Origin of the sequence: Pseudoalteromonas marina (assembly GCF_000238335.3) — a bacterium.
GTDB classification, from domain to species: domain Bacteria; phylum Pseudomonadota; class Gammaproteobacteria; order Enterobacterales; family Alteromonadaceae; genus Pseudoalteromonas; species Pseudoalteromonas marina.
Genome location: NZ_AHCB03000005.1, coordinates 859,252 through 878,315 on the forward strand (window position 1 = coordinate 859,252; position 19,064 = coordinate 878,315).

The following is a 19,064-nucleotide window of genomic DNA, read 5'->3' on the forward strand; positions in this document are numbered from 1 at the left end:
CAGGTTTTAGGCATAACAAATAATAAAAGGTGAGGGGATGGCCGAACAATTAAGATGGGTTTTAATCATTATCAGTGTGATTGTCATTGGTGGCTTATTAGTCCATGGTTTATGGTCTGTAAGAAAAAAAGAGAGCCCAGATACGTCCGTTAATGAACGGGTTGAACCACTCCAAGAAAGCCAAACAGCTTCCTCTCATTCATATACTCAAAAAGCTGAGCCAAAAGAGCCGGTAATTAGTGAGCGTGACGAACCACAGCTAGGTGAACTTAACTTTGATGCTAATGAGCCTCAAATTGAGCCCAGCGCGCCAGAGGTTCCTATTGAAGATGACCTAAGTGTTGTTGACGATTTAGAGTCGGTTGAGCAAACTAATGAACAACCAAAAGAGCCAGTACCCGATTTTGTTATTGTACATATACAAATGCCAGAAGGGTTAACTATGCAAGGCAGCAAGTTATTACCTGCTGTGAATACGCTTGGTTTTAAATATTCTGAAGAAGGCTTTTTTAATCGTCATTTAGACCCTGCAGGCCAAGGACCAGTGTTGTTTAGATTAGTTAATATGTACAACCCAGGAACGTTCGATATAGACAATATGGAACAGTTTAGCACCGCAGGTGTTAGCTTATTTATGACCTTGCCGTGTGACGGTGACGGACTAGCAGCCTTTAATATGTTGCACAGTGCGGCTAAAAAAATAGCCGACGAATTTGGCGCGCACATATTAGACGCAGAACGCGAAGAAATGAGTGTTGAGCGTGTAAGGCAATATGTTGAGCAGGTTCGTGCTTTTTCAGCGTAACAATTTGTAATATATAATTTTTACAAGCCACTGGGCGATATCGTCAAAGTGGCTTTTTTATGTTTTTTGAGGTTTAAATGTCTAGCAGCATTAGTGAGCAAATTAATCATCTTCGTACCCTATTAGAGCAGCACAATTATAATTATTATGTGCTTGATACCCCAAGCATTCCTGATGCTGAATACGATAGGCTATTACGCGAACTCAGTGCGCTTGAAACACAAAATCCTGAATTTTTATCTGCTGACTCACCGACTCAAAAAGTAGGTGGTGCAGCGCTTAGTAAATTTGAGCAAGTTGCTCATCAAGTGCCAATGCTATCGCTTGATAATGCGTTTAGCGAAGATGAATTTACGGGCTTCAATCGCCGAATAAAAGAGCGCTTAATGAGCACCGATGTGCTCACTTTTTGCTGTGAGCCAAAACTTGATGGGTTAGCGGTATCTATTATTTATCGTGATGGAGTGTTGGTACAAGCTGCAACACGGGGTGATGGCTTTACAGGCGAGAATATTACTCAAAATGTAAAAACAATTCGTAACGTCCCCCTTAAGTTGCGTGGCGACTACCCCAAAGAGCTTGAAGTGCGTGGTGAAGTATTTATGGACAGCGCTGGGTTTGAAAAGCTAAACAATGAAGCGCAAAAGCGTGGCGAAAAAGTATTTGTAAATCCACGTAATGCGGCGGCAGGTAGCCTACGCCAGCTAGACTCTAAAATTACCGCAAAACGCCCACTGATGTTTTATGCATACAGTACTGGTTTGGTTGCTGATGGCTCAATCCCTGAGGATCACTTTCAGCAATTAGAAAAGCTAACTGATTGGGGCTTACCCCTTTGTCCAGAAACAAAGCTGGTGGAAGGGCCACAAGCTGCACTTGATTATTATGATGATATTTTAACGCGTCGCAGTGAGCTTAAATATGAAATTGACGGCGTAGTAATAAAAGTTAATAAAAAAGCCCTACAAGAGCGTTTAGGCTTTGTAGCGCGGGCACCTCGTTGGGCTATTGCCTATAAATTTCCGGCGCAAGAGGAAGTCACTCAACTCCTTGATGTAGAGTTTCAAGTTGGTCGTACAGGTGCAATTACGCCTGTTGCTCGTTTAGAACCTGTGTTTGTAGGCGGTGTAACGGTGTCTAATGCAACGCTTCACAATGGTGATGAAATTGCTCGGTTAGGCGTTAAAGTCGGCGATACAGTGATTATACGCCGTGCTGGTGATGTGATTCCGCAGATAACACAAGTTGTGCTTGAACGCAGGCCCACAGATGCAAGAGACATTGTGTTTCCATCAGCTTGCCCTATTTGTGACTCCCATGTAGAAAAAGTAGAAGGGGAAGCTGTAGCCCGTTGTACTGGTGGCCTAGTATGCCCCGCGCAGCGCAAGCAAGCTATAAAGCACTTTGCCTCGCGCAAGGCACTAGATATAGATGGTCTTGGCGATAAAATTGTTGATCAATTAGTGGACCGTGAGCTTATAAAAACTCCGGCTGATTTATTTATATTAAAGCAAGGTCACTTTGAATCACTTGAACGCATGGGGCCTAAATCGGCTAAAAACTTAGTTACTGCTTTAAATGAAGCAAAAGCCACTACCCTTGCTAAATTTTTATATTCACTGGGTATTCGAGAAGCCGGTGAGGCTACGGCACAGAATTTAGCGAATCACTTTTTAACGCTAGAGAATATTATTAGTGCTAGTGTTGAAAGCCTCACACAAGTAAGCGATGTAGGCGATATTGTGGCATCGCATGTACGAGGCTTTTTTGATGAAGAGCACAATTTAGCGGTGGTCAATGCGCTTATTGAGCAAGGTGTTCATTGGCCTGCGCTAAGTGCACCGTCAGAGGATGAGCAACCGCTGGCGGGGCTTACTTATGTACTTACAGGTACGCTCAATACGCTTAACCGCAATGATGCTAAAGCGCGCTTACAACAGCTAGGTGCAAAGGTGTCAGGTAGTGTATCTGCTAAAACTGATGCTTTAGTAGCGGGTGAAAAAGCCGGTTCTAAACTCACAAAGGCTCAAGATTTGGGGATAGACGTGCTCACAGAGGATGATTTAATCGAGCTCCTTAAAAAGCATAACGGCTAGGAAAGTAGTAATGAGCCAATACGGACCTCAATACTGGGATAAATACGGGAGTTATCGCACGCCTGTTGCGTTTCACTTAAGTTTAGTGGTGTTGCTGCGTGCTTATTTTATTTGGGTTATTGCGGCACTGAGCCGACGACCAGAGCTTGACTTAATGTCGTTATTTTTTAGATCTAAAAGCGACTTTTTTATTGCTATTGCCATTGGCAGTATTGCGATATTACCTACGTTGTTATTTTGCTTGCGCCGCCCTCGCGATTCACATAAAGCCACTGACAGATTAGCGAGTATTTGGCGGCATATGCGCTGGCCATTAATTGTATGCGCGCTAATAGATTTAACGTGGCTAATAGTACAAGCGGCACATAGCCATTACCGGTTTTCACTTTTTTTAGCGGTGCAAATGGTTATTGTTTTTTGGGTGCTTTGGTATTTAGTTAAAAGTCGTTATTTAACCGTGTTTTTTAAAGATTGGCCTGAGCCAACAGAAAAAGCATCAGATGACAAAAAAGATCTTAAAAAGGATTCATAGTGGACGCAGTAAACAAAAAAATAGCATTAATCATTGCACTCATCGGTTTTGTGCTTATTGGTTTAATGTTTGCTTTTGAGTTGTTTGAAGTTATGTGGTTTAAAGTGTTGATAGGAGTTTGGGTGTTTGTATTTTGTTCAAGCATGTATAGGCTTACACCACTATTTAAAGCGCGAAACCGTTTAGAGCACTTTGTTCAACGCGATGCGCAGCACTTACTAGTGTTTAGCCTAATGGGCTTTTTTGATAAAAAACATGGTCCAAATTGGTTGGTTATACAAAGTATTGAGCGCGTAGTGAGTAAAGATGACGAGCTAATTATTTGTAGCAATAATGACCGGCAACTAAGTGTTAGCTTACCCGTTAAAAAAGCGGAATTAGAGGCGTTTATGCAGCGTATTTTTACTACTGCAGAAAAGCAAACCATTACCTTTGAACAAGCTTGATCGTGGCGTCATTCATCCACGTAACAATAAAAAGATTTAGCCATATAACCTGATCTTTGTTTTATATAAATTAATTATCTAGAGGCCAGATTATACACCCTATTCGTAATACAGGTTTTCATGAGGTTACTATGTTGAAATGGAAAGATGTGATTAACTTTGCCAATAATGGCAACCCTGCACCCAGTAAAAAAGTCATTAAAACCGATGAACAATGGCGTGAACAATTATCAGAAAACGAATACTACGTAACTCGTATGAAGGGGACAGAGCGTCCTGATATGTCTGGCAGTTGTACATTACTAGAGCCCGGTAAATATGTGTGTGTTTGTTGCGATAATTTATTGTTTGATGCTGACGAAAAATTTGAAAGCGGAACAGGCTGGCCTTCATTCACTCAGCCAGCAACGATAGAAGCAATTGGCTATGTACGCGACGTCAGCCATGGCATGGAGCGTGTAGAGGTTGTATGCAACGTGTGTGATGCGCATTTAGGGCATATATTTCCAGATGGACCACTACCGACGGGCCTTCGATACTGCGTTAATGGTGCAGCAATGAAAAAGCTTTAGTCTTTGAGGTTTAGCTTCATCTCTTTTGCTTGATTCATAATTTTATCTAAGCGCTGCGCTTGATCTGCTGGCAGGTCAGATTTGTCCAATAAGGCGTAGCATTTTTTAGCAAGCCCTATATTCAATGAGCTGCCACTTTGCTTGGTCGAATCAAACAAGCATTGTAATAAATTAAGTGCAATGCTTTGATTGCGTGGCATAACTCTAAACGCATGCGTAAATGCTTCAAGTGCTGTGTTTAATTGCCCTTTGTTAAATTGGGTTACCGCATGGTTATTAAGTTCTTTTGGCCCCATTTTAATGTCACGTCGTTCGCTTTGTTGTTGCTGTATATAGCGTAAGTAGGTGGGTTCGCTGGTATTTGGGTGTCTTTCACAATGATTAATTATTTGCGAAAATAACATTTGCGCCTTTTGATGAAACCCTAGCTCATGAAAGGCTTTTGCTTTATCAAGTGCGCCATCTACTGAGCGTATTATAGAGTCGTCATCTTCTAATTGTTCAATGAGCTTTTTAGCTTTTTGATGCTCATCTTTTAAATAATGAAGCCGCGCATTAAGCACATCAATTTGCGATTGATTCGTACTGTTAGGAAATTGGGTTTTTAAATCGTTTATATACTTATTTGTCTGCCTTGAAATTCGCTGCACTTGATCGGTTTGATCCGTTGTTAACGCAAAATCGATTCCTGCTCGAGCCGCATTTAAGTAAATGTCGGGATGATCGTAAATAGAGTGCTTAGCAAAGTTTGCTATATCTTTTTGTGTAAGGTAATTTTTTTCGTAGTCGTGGTTAATTAACGAGACCGTACTTAACGATTTTTGACGCGATATATTACGAGGTGCAATTGTGGCAGCTTGACTCAAAAAATCTTGTGCCAATTCAAATTGATTGAGTTTTATTTCTAACCGGCCTAGTAAGTCTAATGCAACAAGGCGTGTTTCTTGACGTTCTAGCATGGTTTTTAACATGCGCTGCGCCAAAATGTGCTCGTTGTTGGCTATAAGCGCTTCAACTAGCCCCACCTTTGCCCAGGCAAACTTTTGAATGTCGAGCACGGATTTAAAAAAATCTTTGGCCTCTTGAGCCCGCTTTAACCGAAGAAGAGCGTCACCTTTCAGGCGAAGTAAGATAGGGCTGTAATTATTGTCTTTTCTTTCAAGTGCGGCATCAATATATTTTACTGCTTTTGAATCATTGCCATCATCAATAAGCGTGAATACGGTTTGAAGATCGTGTTTGCGCTTTAAAATACGTTCAATTCGGGTTTTGAGTTCTTGCCCTGTAAAAGGTTTAACTAAAAAATCATCCGGTTGAAGCTCAAGTACACTGTGTACTAATGAGCCACTTGTTTCAGCTGAAATAAAGATAAAGCCAGTGGAGTTTTTTATAAGTTTTTTTACTCTTAGCTCTTCGTACAATTGGTAACCGTCTTGGTGTTTGTTTAAATTAAACGAACAAACAATTAAATCAAACGATTCACTTAAACATTGCTCTTTGGCTGAATTTGCATGATCGGCAAAACTCAACTGCCGAAAGCCGAGCCTTTCTAACGATTGTTTCATATAGCTTTGAGCAAGCGGTTGCTCTTCGACTATTAGTATTTTGGCTTTTGAAAATATCTTAGTTGGCATTGGCTTAAGCGTTATCACTTTTAACACAGACTATAATCAACAGTTTAGCTGGTTACAAGGGAATTTAAATGTTAGTTGTATTTATTAGGTAATTCGGTTTAACTAATACGTTTGTATGGTCATAAAATGCCATTTTTATTCAGTGCTGTAATGACGTCTTAATAAGGGGGGCTTTTTTATAATAGATTTAATTATTAGAATGGGTATTGAATAAAAATAATTGAGAGTGGGTATTAAAGGAGTAGTTACATGCGGTGGGTGATACTGGAATTGAACCGGTGATCTTCGCCATTACTTGTAAAGAAAGGCGATGCTTTTTTATAACTTATTTATTCTAGTAATCATTTAATAAAAATAGGAAAGGAATTGAAAATAGGTATCGAAGAAGTATTTATATGTGGTGGGTGATACTGGACTTGAACCAGTGACCCTCGCCTTGTAAGGGCGATGCTCTCCCAACTGAGCTAATCACCCACATATAATAGGTATTACTTTTTTAAACTTATTAATTAATCGCTTAGTATAATTTGGTGGGTGATACTGGACTTGAACCAGTGACCCTCGCCTTGTAAGGGCGATGCTCTCCCAACTGAGCTAATCACCCAAATTATATATTTAATATGCACCATTCTAAAAATGGTGGGTCGTACTGGACTTGAACCAGTGACCCTCGCCTTGTAAGGGCGATGCTCTCCCAACTGAGCTAACGACCCATATTAAATTTTAAAACGCGACTATCAATATAATAGATTTATATGTGGTGGGTGATACTGGACTTGAACCAGTGACCCTCGCCTTGTAAGGGCGATGCTCTCCCAACTGAGCTAATCACCCACATATAAATTAAAAAGCTACTATTAAAATAAATAGTACTGGACTTTAACCAGTGAACCTCGCCGTTACTTGGAAGTAGCGGTTATGCTCTCTTTTTTCTAAACTGAGTAATGACCCATTTAGATTTTTGTAATATGCACCATTCTGAGAATGGTGGGTCGTACTGGACTTGAACCAGTGACCCTCGCCTTGTAAGGGCGATGCTCTCCCAACTGAGCTAACGACCCATATTACAATTTAAACTACTATTTTTATAATCGATTTTATATGTGGTGGGTGATACTGGACTTGAACCAGTGACCCTCGCCTTGTAAGGGCGATGCTCTCCCAACTGAGCTAATCACCCACATATAAATTAAAACACGACTATTAAAATAAATAGTACTGGACTTTAACCAGTGAACTTCTCTGTTACATGTAAGTAGCAGTGATGTTCTCTTTTTCTATATGAACTTAGCGTCCGTATAGAATTTAGATGCGAACACTTTTAAAAGTGGTGGGTGATACTGGACTTGAACCAGTGACCCTCGCCTTGTAAGGGCGATGCTCTCCCAACTGAGCTAATCACCCGCATCTAAACAACTTCACATTGCTGCGTTGTTGTGGGGCGCTATTATAGATAGAGTTGAAAATGTGTCAACACTTGAATGACAAAAATGTACTGAATGAAGGTTTTATAAACAACAAGATATGGCGGGCGTCTATTTTATAGGCAAAACATGTTCAGTAACGTAATTGTGTGGTGTATTTGTGGTGTTTATAACTCACATTAGTGGTTAATCTAGTTTTTTTGGGGGAATACACAAGCGATCACTTTTAATTGTTGAACATTTAAACCTTCTATAATAAGAATATATATTTTGTTACCTCTCTAAAAAGTCATAACAAATAAAATAGAAAAAGTATTTTAAAGTGTAACTATAAAAAGCATGTGTGTTTTACTACATTTACCCAACTGGCCTGTTGATATGAAAGTGGGATGTTAGGTCGGTAATTTATAAATTATATTTGCAATGTTTGAATTGCATATAAATGTATACCTTTTGAGGGTAGGGTAGTGAACTACAATTCACTGACTAGCAACGCTACATAAAATAAAAGTGTAGGGGAGTCGCATTAGGGCAATGATTTTAATCAAATTGTGTTTTTTAGCATGCTTGATAGCCAGTTTGTTGAAAATTAAACCATTTAAATAAAGCTGGATAAAAAACTGTTGACTTTATTTTGGGTGGTGCATAGAATGCGCCCCGCACTAAGCAATACACGACGTAGTTATTACGGCGAGTGTTGATTAAGTTGGGGCTATAGCTCAGCTGGGAGAGCGCTTCGCTGGCAGTGAAGAGGTCTGCGGTTCGATCCCGCATAGCTCCACCAATTATCAGTGTTTGTCCTAGGGTAGCAGTTTTCTGCGTCCCCATCGTCTAGAGGCCTAGGACACCGCCCTTTCACGGCGGTAACAGGGGTTCGAATCCCCTTGGGGACGCCATCTAGTTTTAAGCTAGAGGTGGTTTTACCAAGAGAATAGCGTAACAATTAAAGCTCGAGTCTTTAATTGTATTATATGCATTACCTTAGCAACTCATGATGTGAGTCAAACTCATCAAATGTCCTAGTGACACATTTATGTGTCCCCATCGTCTAGAGGCCTAGGACACCGCCCTTTCACGGCGGTAACAGGGGTTCGAATCCCCTTGGGGACGCCATCTAGTTTTAAGCTAGAGGTGGTTTTACCAAGAGAATAGCGTAACAATTAAAGCTCGAGTCTTTAATTGTATTATATGCATTACCTTAGCAACTCATGATGTGAGTCAAACTCATCAAATGTCCTAGTGACACATTTATGTGTCCCCATCGTCTAGAGGCCTAGGACACCGCCCTTTCACGGCGGTAACAGGGGTTCGAATCCCCTTGGGGACGCCATCTAGTTTTAAGCTAGAGGTGGTTTTACCAAGAGAATAGCGTAACAATTAAAGCTCGAGTCTTTAATTGTATTATATGCATTACCTTAGCAACTCATGATGTGAGTCAAACTCATCAAATGTCCTAGTGACACATTTATGTGTCCCCATCGTCTAGAGGCCTAGGACACCGCCCTTTCACGGCGGTAACAGGGGTTCGAATCCCCTTGGGGACGCCACTTACTATTTTAATAGTTAGTGTAGTGTTATTAAGAAAGCTCGCCTGAAACGAGTCAAACCATTCAGTTGTCCTAGTGACACATTTATGTGTCCCCATCGTCTAGAGGCCTAGGACACCGCCCTTTCACGGCGGTAACAGGGGTTCGAATCCCCTTGGGGACGCCACTTGCTTTCATAAAGTAGGGTAGTGTTGTTAAGATTTAAATATACCTCACCAACTATTTTTATTCATACCTCAATTTATTTTCCAAGTTTATTTTCATTTTAATCACAATCTAAAATATCCACTCAATTATGTCCTAGATTTAAGCAGACTCAACAAACATAACCTGTATGATCCATTCAGGGCTTATAAATATTTTACTTGTTAACCTATATAAAACTTCCAGAAAAAGAGGAGGATTTATGGCAAGTGGATGGGCGCGAGATGGCGCAATTCAAGAGCAAATAGATGCAAGTGTTAACGATGCAGTACAATACGCAAGAAGAAACTTAATCACTGGAGCTAGTGCTGAGATTTGCGATGAGTGTGACGAGAAAATACCACAAGCAAGAAGGCTAGCATTACCAGGCGTACGCTACTGCATTTCATGTCAAGCAGAATTAGAAGGACTACCAAGCAATTCTAACGCGTTCAATCGCCGTGGTAGTAAAGATAGTCAACTACGATAAAGGTGCCAAAGGCACCTTTTTTTATGGGTAAAATACCACGCCTTATTATTTATGATTTTTTCTGAATAAGCTCAATTGCATACCCATCAGGGTCTTTAACGAATGCAATTTGGGTTGTCCCACCTTTAACTGGGCCGGGTTCTCGACTTATATTTCCACCTGCCGCTTTTATGTCATCGCACGCTTTATATATGTCTTCAAATTCAATGGCGATGTGCCCGTAGGCGTCTCCTAAGCTGTAACTACTTTGATCCCAGTTGTATGTTAGCTCAAGGACGGTTGTATCTTTTTCGTCGCCATAGCCTATAAAGGCCAACGTGTACCGGTACTCTTCATTTTCAGAGCGACGTAGCTCTTTCATACCAAGAACATGCGTGTAAAACGCAATGGATTTTTCTAAATCTGTAACGCGAAGCATAGTGTGTAATAAGCGCATTTAAGTAACCTTAAACTTTATTGGAATGTAGTCGGCCTTTCATTCAGACGTTTTGAAATACGTTTTTTATAGAAGGCGTATTGCTTTGTTAGTTTGAGATTATATAAGGGCAGCACATGTTTATTACAACCAATAAAACGTCCATTTAGTATTTAAGTATGAATAAATAAAAAATTTATTATTTATATGTGAGTTAACAACTTAAATTAATTACCAATTTTAAATAAAAATGCGACTGGTTAGCCAATTTTTACGCTTATTGGTCAACCTGTCACTGAAAGTTTATTTTAATATTATTTAACAATGCTTTTACACGAAGAGTTAGGTTTTAGCTTTTATCTTGTTGTAATTATTGGGTATTTTTATTTACATTAGTATTTGGTTGTAACTGGCTAATTTACAAAAAGCAACTTATTGGTTGACAATAAATGCATTTGGTCATAATGTTTGTGCATACCAATTGGTAACCTCGTTAACGTTGTTACTAAATGGGATAGCAATTAACTAGAGTTACACTAAATTTTTGAACTTAAATAAGAACTAAAAATGCAAAAACCAATAAAAATTTGGCTCAACATTTTTACTTACACTAAGCACGGAAAACTTATTTATTTAACTTAATAAAGTGGCTCTACTGAATTAAATAAAAGACAGAGCGTACCTATTTTATGGGGTAAATCATTACTCATTATCATAAAAGTTTGCGCCATCATATCTAGGAGTTTTTCATGTCAAAACCTGTAATCGGTTTCATCGGTCTAGGCCTTATGGGCGGCAATATGGCCGAAAATTTACAAAACAAAGGCTATGAGCTGATTGTTATGGATTTAAGCAAAGATGCAGTTGCTGCATGTGTTGCTCGAGGCGCAAAAACAGCAAGCACGGCGAAAGAACTTGCTTCAGGTGCAGATATTGTAATGCTTTGTCTAACAACTTCAGCTGTAGTTGAAAAAATTGTTTACGCAGATGATGGTATTTTAGCTGGGATCAAAGAAGGCGCAGTGCTTGTGGACTTCGGTACATCGATACCATCTTCAACTAAAAAAATTGGTGCTGACTTAGCTGCTAAGGGTGCTGGTATGATTGACGCGCCATTAGGTCGTACACCTGCACATGCCAAAGATGGTTTATTAAATATTATGGCGTCTGGCGATATGGCGACCTTTAATAAAGTGAAATCTGTATTAGAAGACCAAGGCGAGAACGTTTTTCACTTAGGTGATTTAGGCGCTGGCCACACAACTAAGTTAATCAATAACTTTATGGGAATGACGACTGTATGTGCTATGTCACAAGCGTTTGCTGTTGCAGAGCTTGCAGGTGTAGACCGTCAGCAATTGTTCGACATAATGTCTACTGGTCCGTCAAATTCTCCGTTTATGCATTTTTGTAAAAACTACGCGGTTGATAATGTAAGCGACTTAGGTTTTTCTATCGCCAATGCAAATAAAGACTTAGGCTATTTTTTACAAATGGTTGAAGATTTAGGCACTCAATCAAAAATTGCTGAAGGTTCGTCTGCTAACTTACAAGCTGCATTTGACGCAGGTATGGGTCAAGGCAACGTGCCAGAGATATTTGATTACTTCAAAAAACTAGAAAAGTAATTCTTTTCTAGCTTTAAAGCGCTTTAAGCTTATGACTTAAAGCGCTTCAACACACATGACACCAATTGACTTAAGTCTTTATGTATTGTCAGTCTATTTAACCCTGATAGCGCATTTACTTAGTCACAACGAAAAAGAGTTAACTATGCGTTTGATTAATACAATAAAGCTTAGTCTAGTTCTCATCGGTTGCCTATCAACACACATAGCGGCCAAAGATTATTTTGTAGAGGACCAACAGGCTTTCAACGATATTGCAGCAAACCTACTTGCAGGCGATAAAGTTATTCTTAAAAATGGAACTTGGTCTGATTTTGAAATTTTATTACAGGGCCAGGGTAAAAAAAATGCACCTATTACGTTAACAGCTGAAACACATGGCAGCGTTATTTTATCAGGCCAATCTAACCTTCGTCTTGCGGGTCAATATCTTGAAGTGTCGGGTTTAGTTTTTAAAGATGGCTATACACCCAGTTCAGCAGTAATTGAGTTTCGTCGAAATAAAAAAGAGTTAGCTTACCACTCTCGTGTTACCAACGTTGTGATCGACAATTATAATAATCCAGATAAGCGAGAGTCAGATTATTGGGTAGCACTATACGGCCAACACAATAGATTTGACCACAGTCACCTTGTGGGAAAAAGAAATAAAGGCGTGACAGTCGCTGTTCGATTAAATACTCCTCAAAGCCAACAAAATCATCACAAAATTGACAATAATTATTTTGGCTACCGTCCTACATTTGGATCTAATGGTGGCGAAACACTACGAATAGGTACAAGTCATTATTCTTTAACTGACTCGTATACCTTGGTTGAAAATAACTACTTTGAACGCACTAATGGTGAAGTTGAAATAATATCTGTTAAGTCAGGTAAAAATACCCTTAAAAATAATGTGTTTTATGAAGCTCGAGGCACACTAACGCTACGCCACGGGAATGGAAATCTCATAGAAGAAAACGTATTTATTGGTAATGGTGTTGATCATACTGGCGGTATTCGCGTAATCAACAAAGACCAAATTGTTAAAAATAACTACCTAGAAGGGTTAACTGGCTACCGCTTCGGGAGTGGTTTCACTGTGATGAACGGCGTACCTAATTCGTCAATTAATCGCTACCATCAGGTAGAAAACGCCACAATCGAAAATAATACATTCGTAAATGTACGTCACATACAGCTCGCGGCAGGAAGTGATGCTGAACGCAGTGCAGTCCCAATAAACAGCACAATGAGCAACAATTTGATTGTAAATCAAGGTGGTAATCAGCCATTTACAACATTTGACGACGTGACTGGTTTAGTACTTAGTAATAATGTTGCCAATACCAACGTGATAGATGAGCTAGCTTATGGTGTAGAAAAGCAAGATATAAAGCTAAAAAAAGCCAAAAATGGATTATTTTACCCAGTATCTAAAAAGTTAAATGTAGGCGTTAAACGCGACTTAAAAGTATTACAAAAAGAAGAGGTAGGTGTTAGTTGGTATCCTAAAACACCTGCATTAACAGCATTTGATTCGGGCAAAACAATCAATGTTAAAGCGGGTGCAGATGCTTTATTAAATGCTATTGAAAATGCTAATACAGGTGATGTATTGGTATTGGCACCTGGTCAATACGATATTTCTAAATTAGTAAAAATAAACAAAACACTTACCATAAAGGCAAAGAAAGAAGGCCAATCAAAGCTTACCTTTCAACGTTCTACCATATTTGAAATTCATGATGGCGGCAGCTTAAAAATTGATGGTTTATCAATTTCAGGTGAGAACGCCCCTGACGCTATTGGTAACAGTGTGGTTCGTACACAAAAGTGGGGAATGATAGAAAATTACCGCTTTGAAATGACAAATACAGAAATCAATGCATTAGATATTAATCATTCATTTCATTTTTTTGTCACTGGTAAAGGGGCTATGGCCGATACCGTTGTATTAAATAATAATACATTTAATGAAATTACGGGTGATGTATTACGCCTAAATACAGAAATTGAAGACTTAGGTGTTTACAACGCAGAGTACGTGACGGTTACGGGCAATAGCTTTAAAAATGTAAAAGGCAGTTTAGTAAAACTCTACCGAGGCGGGTCTGACGAGAGTACATTTGGCCCTCATTTTGAGATGAAAAATAATACGCTTAACAATGTTGGCCTTGGTAAACGCAATAAAGAAAAAGCCAGTATTTATGTTCATGGTGTGCAGGTAACTAATATTGAAAATAACGAGTTCACTAATTCTGCACCCATAGTCGTTGAGCATACTGTTGGCGAGCCAATCACAAAAGTATTAAAAAATACATTTAAAGAAACACCCACCCCAAGTGTAAAAGAACTAAGAGTTGAAGGTCCGCATACCGCAATTCTTGAAAATAACAACGTGATAAGCGAGGGGCAGTAAACTGATGAATTTTTTTAAACGAACAACACACATAAAAGCTGCTTTTTTAGGTTTATTTTCATTGTTACTGTCATCAGTAGCCAGTGCTGGGTCACATCCAAACCTTGTAATCACAATTGACGATGTAAAGCTCATGCGCCAAGCAATAAAGGATGAGGGACAGTTTGCAACGGCGTATAAAGATTTAAAAGCGCGAGTAGATAAGCAAATAAAGCAGCCTATCACGGTGCCAGTACCAAAAGATGGTGGGGGCGGATATACGCACGAACGCCATAAAAAGAACTATCAGGTAATGTACAACGCGGGGATTATTTATCAATTAAGCGAAGACGATAAATATGCTGATTATGTTCGTGACATGTTGCTTGAATACGCAGCACTTTACCCAACACTTGACGTTCATCCAAAGCGTAAAGTTAAATCACAAAACCCTGGCAAGCTATTTTGGCAAAGCCTGAATGAAGCTATGTGGCTTGTTTATACCATACAAGCTTACGACCTTATTTATGATTCATTAAGCGCAGCACAGGTTAAAACAATAGAGGATGATTTAATACGCCCTGTTTCATTGTTTACATCAGAGGGTCAACCATCAACGTTTAATAAGGTACACAACCATGGTACATGGGCCACGGCTGGTGTAGGTATGGCAGGTTATGTATTAGACGAGCCAGAGTGGGTGGAAAAATCGTTGTACGACCTAGACAAGTCGGGTAAAGGTGGTTTTATTAAGCAATTAGAAATGCTGTTTTCACCACAAGGCTACTACAACGAAGGTCCGTATTATCAGCGTTTTGCATTATTGCCATTTGTTACGTTTGCTAAAGCAATAGAGAATAACGAGCCGCAACGTAATATTTTTGAATACCGCGATGGTGTGCTACTCAAAGCGATTGATACCACTATTCAACTTAGCTACAACGGTTTATTCTTCCCAATTAATGACGCTATAAAAAGTAAAGGTATCGACACTATTGAGCTGGTTCATGGCGTTACAGCAGCTTATGGGCTAACAAACAACACCGGTTATTTAGATATTGCGAAAAAACAAAACCAGACAATTTTATCTGGCGATGGTTTAAAAGTAGCTCAAGCGCTAGACAATCAAATGCAAACACCTTACGAGTTTAGATCTGTAGCGTTTGGTGATGGTAATGATGGTAAGCAAGGCGCGCTTGTGGTTATGAGAACGCAAGTAGGTGGTGATCAAGCTGTTTTATTTAAACCTGCGGCACAAGGTTTAGGCCATGGCCATTTTGATAAATTGACTTGGCAGTTTTATGATCGAGGTAACGAAATTGTATCTGACTATGGCGCGGCTCGTTTTTTAAACGTTGAAGCTAAGTTTGGTGGTCGTTATCTTCCAGAAAATGAAACCTACGCCAAGCATACCGTTGCACACAATACAGTTGTGGTAGATGAAACATCTCATTTCAATGCTAATGTAAAAGTGGGGAACAACAATCACCCAACACTAAATTACTTCACTACCAATGAGTTTGGTACTGTGGCAAACGGTTCAATTAGCTCGGCTTACAAAAACGTAGAGCTAGAGCGAACCCTTGCTTTAATAAACTTACCAGAGCTTGATAGCACTATTACATTAGACATTTTTAATGCCAATGCTAAGACTAAACATCAATTTGATTTACCCCTTCACTATAAAGGGCAGCTCATTGACACAAGTTTTGACTTAAAAGCGAATGCATCACAGCTATCTGCATTAGGCAGTAATAATGGTTACCAGCATTTATGGCTTAAAGCACAAGCAACACCTCAAAATGGCCTTGCTAAGGTGACATGGCTCAATGATAACGGACGCTTTTATACGCAAACAAGTTTAGTTTCGGGCGATGAAAAATTCTTGTTTACTCAAATTGGTGCAAACGATCCACACTTTAATTTACGTAATGAAAATGGCTTTATTCGTCGCGTAGAAGATCAAAAACAGCATACGTTTGTATCTATCTTAGAGCCTCACGGTGAATATAACCCTAGTAAAGAATATACCCTAGAGGCTGTTAGCCGTGTGTCAGCTGCCAACTATATCGAGCAGGATAATTTATTGCTCGTGCATTTAATCATTAAGAACAAAGCCTACTTAGTCGCTATTAATAAAGCGCACAGCAAAGCAAGCAACACATTCACATTTAAAAATAAGTCATTCACCTTAAACGACCGACTTGGCGTTTATGCGTTGAAGAATAATTAGGAGTAATTAGGATGCAAAAGCAAAGTGCACATTTTTCATTTGGTGACAAAACTGAAATTGAAGATTTAGGTAATGGTTTAAAGCGTCAAATGTTAGGTTTTAACGAAGAGCTTATGGCCGTTAAAATTTGGTTTGAAAAAGGCGCAATTGGTTATAACCATGCCCATAGACACTCACAAGTAACCTATGTAGTTGAAGGTGAATTTCACTTTAACATTGACGGCGTCACTGAAATTTTAAGACCCGGTGACAGCTGTTTTATTCCTCCGTTTGCAGATCATGGCGCTACATGCCCAACAGGTGGTATTTTAATCGATACTTTTAGTCCAGCTCGTGAAGACTTTCTTGAGGAATAATTATGCAACTTAAAGGCTTACGCTGGTGGGTTATTGCGTTAATCGCGTTAGCAACCATCATTAATTATATCGACCGCCAAGCACTTAGTGTGCTTTGGCCGGATATTGTAGAAGAAATGTTCCCTGATGAATCAGCATTAGAACGTAAACAAATATACGCAAATATTTCCATCGTGTTTGTGTTTGCCTACGCATTTGGCCAAGCTATTTTTGGTAAAATATTTGACTGGGTGGGCACCCGTTTTGGTTTTGTTTTATCAATTGGTGTGTGGTCGTTGGCAACCATTGCGCATGCATTTGCACAAGGTGTTTTAAGCCTGAGTATTTTTCGTGCCATTTTAGGAGTAGCTGAAGCCGGTAACTGGCCAGGCGCTGCCAAGGGAAACGCTGAGTGGTTCCCAACTAAAGAACGCGCACTCGCACAGGGTATTTTTAACTCTGGTGCTGCAATTGGTGGCATTATCGCTATTCCTCTAATCGCTTACTTAACAGTGTATTTTAGCTGGCAAATGGTGTTTGTTTTTGTAGGTGCCTTGGGTTTTCTATGGTTAGTTCCATGGTTAATTTTAGTAAAAGCGCCACCAAGTTCTCACCCTTGGATAAGCGAAGAAGAGCGCGAGTACATTTTAACAGGTCAAAGACGTGTTGATGATAACGGCGATGTAACAGCCGAAGACGAAGAAGAATATAACCCTTCTACTGGCGAGTTGCTTTCACGTAAACAAAGCTGGGGTGTAATTATAGCTTCTGCGGCGATTGACCCAATCTGGTGGTTATTCGTTTTCTGGATCCCTATTTATCTAAACGAAGTGTATGCCATGGATGTTAAATCTATTGGTATATATGGCTGGGTTCCTTATGTAGGCGCAATGTTTGGTGCATGGTTTGGTGGTCTACTTGCTCAAAATAGACTTAAATCAGGTTGGAATACTGACAAAACACGCAAGCTCACTATTACACTTGGTTGTTTAATCATGCTTCCTGCATTACTTGCCATGGCTAACCCAGGTGGACCCACAACAGCTGTTCTTATCATGGCCGTTATTTTGTTTGGCTTTCAAACTGCTATTGGTAATGTTCAAACTTTACCAAGTGACTTACTGGGCAAAAAAGCGGTGGGTACCTTATCTGGTTTTTCTGGCATGGCTGCAAAACTAGGTGCGGTAGGTCTTACGTCACTTGTACCAATATTAACCGCTGATGGTAATTATGCTCCGGCATTCATAATTGGTGCATCACTTGCCATTATAGCAATGGCTGCAGTGTGGATTTTAATCCCTAAAATTGAACCTCTTAAAAAGCCTGATTAATCTGCTTTAACTGCTATGCCAACACGGTAGTGCTTGTGCATAGCAGTTAGTTACAAAGGATACTTTCAAAAATGAATACTATTTATTTTATGGGTGAATGCATGGTAGAGCTCAGGGCTATGAGCGCTGCTACGTTACATCAATCTTTTGCAGGCGATGTATATAATTCAGCGGTATATTTGAAACGCTGTTTTCCTGAAGTAAGCACATCTGTAATTACGGCTTTAGGGCAAGACAACCTAAGTAAAAAAATGCGCGAACGCTTTGAAAGTGAGCAGCTTGATACACAGTATGTATTTAGCCACGAAAGCAAAGTGCCCGGCATGTACTACATTGAGACAGATGAGCACGGTGAGCGAAGCTTTATATATTGGCGAAGTGATTCGGCGGCGAAAAAAACAGTTGAGTTTTTAAATGCCGAGTGCGTTGACCAATTATGCCAAGGTGATATGTTTTTCTTCTCAGGGATTTCTTTAGCCATCGTAGATAAAACATCACGTGATCAATTCTGGAAAGTTTTAGAGCAACTAAAAAGTGCTGGGGTTAAAATTGTATTTGATCCTAACTACCGAGCTCGTTTGTGGGACAGTGTTGAGGATACTAAGGCGCAGTATCATTTAGCATTTAGCCTTGCAGATATAACTCTACCAGGAGTTGAAGACCTTACAACATTATATGATGTTCACAGCGTTGAGGCGGTAATAGAGTACTTAAAGCCATATCAAATTAATGAGATTGTGGTAAAAAATGGTCCAGAATCTGTTATTACACAACAAAACAACACACTTCAAACCCACACAATAATACCTGTCAAGACGGTGGTGGATACAACGTCAGCGGGCGATGCCTTTAATGGTGTTTATTTAGGCGCTCGACTTTCAGGTAAGTCAATTGCGGCAGCAGTTCAACTTGGCGCTAAAGCAGCCGGAGCTGTGATTCAACAACCGGGTGCAATTGCACCAAAAGATGTTTTTCAACATGCAATGGTTGAAGCTGGTATCTAATAAAAT

The 19,064-nt window shown here is 39.7% G+C and carries 14 protein-coding genes and 13 tRNA genes; 18 read left to right on the plus strand and 9 right to left on the minus strand.

Features of this window, described 5'->3' with window-relative positions:
- The first annotated feature begins 37 nt into the window (after positions 1–37).
- The 5 genes from zipA to msrB all read left to right on the plus strand — a co-directional run bounded on the left by zipA (position 38) and on the right by msrB (position 4,451).
- The gene (gene zipA / locus PMAN_RS04100; protein ID WP_010556026.1) at positions 38–805 is read left to right on the plus strand and encodes a cell division protein ZipA; all 768 of its coding nucleotides are present in this window, start codon (positions 38–40) and stop codon (positions 803–805) included.
- 77 nt (positions 806–882) lie between these two features.
- Positions 883–2,901 carry an NAD-dependent DNA ligase LigA gene (gene ligA, locus PMAN_RS04105; RefSeq protein ID WP_010556027.1) on the plus strand — a complete coding sequence of 673 codons (2,019 nt, stop codon included), beginning with the start codon at positions 883–885 and terminating at the stop codon, positions 2,899–2,901.
- A gap of 10 nt (positions 2,902–2,911) precedes the next feature.
- On the plus strand, positions 2,912–3,433 hold the full coding sequence (locus PMAN_RS04110) for a DUF2919 domain-containing protein (RefSeq protein WP_010556028.1): 522 nt from the start codon (positions 2,912–2,914) through the stop codon (positions 3,431–3,433).
- On the plus strand, positions 3,433–3,879 hold the full coding sequence (locus PMAN_RS04115; protein ID WP_010556029.1) for a hypothetical protein: 447 nt from the start codon (positions 3,433–3,435) through the stop codon (positions 3,877–3,879). The genes PMAN_RS04110 and PMAN_RS04115 overlap by 1 nt, the downstream gene beginning before the upstream one ends.
- 131 nt (positions 3,880–4,010) lie before the next feature.
- Complete coding sequence (msrB, locus tag PMAN_RS04120) at positions 4,011–4,451, plus strand: peptide-methionine (R)-S-oxide reductase MsrB (protein WP_006794529.1); 441 nt, start codon at positions 4,011–4,013, stop codon at positions 4,449–4,451.
- On the opposite strand, the gene PMAN_RS04125 is transcribed toward msrB, so the two are convergent.
- The 8 genes from PMAN_RS04125 to PMAN_RS04160 all read right to left on the minus strand — a co-directional run bounded on the left by PMAN_RS04125 (position 4,448) and on the right by PMAN_RS04160 (position 7,489).
- Positions 4,448–6,085 (minus strand): response regulator, encoded by a 1,638-nt coding sequence (locus tag PMAN_RS04125; protein ID WP_010556030.1) that lies wholly within the window; start codon positions 6,083–6,085, stop codon positions 4,448–4,450. The genes msrB and PMAN_RS04125 overlap by 4 nt on opposite strands.
- A gap of 398 nt (positions 6,086–6,483) precedes the next feature.
- Positions 6,484–6,559, minus strand: a tRNA-Val gene (locus tag PMAN_RS04130).
- A 54-nt stretch (positions 6,560–6,613) separates the two neighbouring features.
- Positions 6,614–6,689: transfer RNA gene (locus tag PMAN_RS04135), tRNA-Val, on the minus strand.
- A gap of 33 nt (positions 6,690–6,722) precedes the next feature.
- Positions 6,723–6,798 (minus strand) — tRNA-Val (locus tag PMAN_RS04140).
- Positions 6,799–6,843: 45 nt separating this feature from the next.
- Positions 6,844–6,919, minus strand: a tRNA-Val gene (locus PMAN_RS04145).
- Positions 6,920–7,070: 151 nt separating this feature from the next.
- A tRNA-Val gene (locus PMAN_RS04150) sits at positions 7,071–7,146 on the minus strand.
- Positions 7,147–7,189: 43 nt separating this feature from the next.
- Positions 7,190–7,265 (minus strand) — tRNA-Val (locus PMAN_RS04155).
- A gap of 148 nt (positions 7,266–7,413) precedes the next feature.
- Positions 7,414–7,489 (minus strand) — tRNA-Val (locus PMAN_RS04160).
- A 728-nt stretch (positions 7,490–8,217) separates the two neighbouring features.
- Here PMAN_RS04160 and PMAN_RS04165 point away from each other — a divergent pair.
- The 7 genes from PMAN_RS04165 to PMAN_RS04195 all read left to right on the plus strand — a co-directional run bounded on the left by PMAN_RS04165 (position 8,218) and on the right by PMAN_RS04195 (position 9,729).
- Positions 8,218–8,293: transfer RNA gene (locus PMAN_RS04165), tRNA-Ala, on the plus strand.
- Positions 8,294–8,329: 36 nt separating this feature from the next.
- Positions 8,330–8,405 (plus strand) — tRNA-Glu (locus PMAN_RS04170).
- A gap of 141 nt (positions 8,406–8,546) precedes the next feature.
- Positions 8,547–8,622 (plus strand) — tRNA-Glu (locus tag PMAN_RS04175).
- A gap of 141 nt (positions 8,623–8,763) precedes the next feature.
- A tRNA-Glu gene (locus PMAN_RS04180) sits at positions 8,764–8,839 on the plus strand.
- A 141-nt stretch (positions 8,840–8,980) separates the two neighbouring features.
- Positions 8,981–9,056 (plus strand) — tRNA-Glu (locus tag PMAN_RS04185).
- Positions 9,057–9,146: 90 nt separating this feature from the next.
- Positions 9,147–9,222, plus strand: a tRNA-Glu gene (locus PMAN_RS04190).
- Positions 9,223–9,462: 240 nt separating this feature from the next.
- Positions 9,463–9,729, plus strand: coding sequence for a DksA/TraR family C4-type zinc finger protein (locus PMAN_RS04195; protein WP_010558061.1), 267 nt, complete (start codon positions 9,463–9,465; stop codon positions 9,727–9,729).
- Between the two features lie 49 nt (positions 9,730–9,778).
- On the opposite strand, the gene gloA is transcribed toward PMAN_RS04195, so the two are convergent.
- Positions 9,779–10,165, minus strand: a complete 387-nt coding sequence (gene gloA / locus PMAN_RS04200; RefSeq protein ID WP_010558060.1) for a lactoylglutathione lyase — start codon at positions 10,163–10,165, stop codon at positions 9,779–9,781.
- A gap of 728 nt (positions 10,166–10,893) precedes the next feature.
- On the opposite strand from gloA, the gene PMAN_RS04205 reads away from it, so the two are divergent.
- From PMAN_RS04205 to PMAN_RS04230, 6 genes are all read left to right on the plus strand, one after another.
- Positions 10,894–11,772, plus strand: a complete 879-nt coding sequence (locus PMAN_RS04205; RefSeq protein WP_008131457.1) for an NAD(P)-dependent oxidoreductase — start codon at positions 10,894–10,896, stop codon at positions 11,770–11,772.
- Positions 11,773–11,917: 145 nt separating this feature from the next.
- Complete coding sequence (locus PMAN_RS04210) at positions 11,918–14,176, plus strand: polysaccharide lyase 6 family protein (RefSeq protein ID WP_021032422.1); 2,259 nt, start codon at positions 11,918–11,920, stop codon at positions 14,174–14,176.
- Positions 14,177–14,180: 4 nt separating this feature from the next.
- A complete protein-coding gene (locus PMAN_RS04215) occupies positions 14,181–16,388 on the plus strand; it encodes a heparinase II/III domain-containing protein (RefSeq protein WP_010558058.1) in 2,208 nt (735 codons plus the stop codon).
- A gap of 11 nt (positions 16,389–16,399) precedes the next feature.
- Positions 16,400–16,744: a cupin domain-containing protein gene (locus PMAN_RS04220; protein ID WP_006794594.1), complete on the plus strand. Its 345-nt coding sequence runs from the start codon at positions 16,400–16,402 to the stop codon at positions 16,742–16,744.
- Between the two features lie 2 nt (positions 16,745–16,746).
- Positions 16,747–18,054 (plus strand): MFS transporter, encoded by a 1,308-nt coding sequence (locus PMAN_RS04225; protein WP_010558057.1) that lies wholly within the window; start codon positions 16,747–16,749, stop codon positions 18,052–18,054.
- A 71-nt stretch (positions 18,055–18,125) separates the two neighbouring features.
- Complete coding sequence (locus PMAN_RS04230) at positions 18,126–19,058, plus strand: sugar kinase (RefSeq protein WP_010558056.1); 933 nt, start codon at positions 18,126–18,128, stop codon at positions 19,056–19,058.
- Positions 19,059–19,064 lie beyond the last annotated feature (6 nt).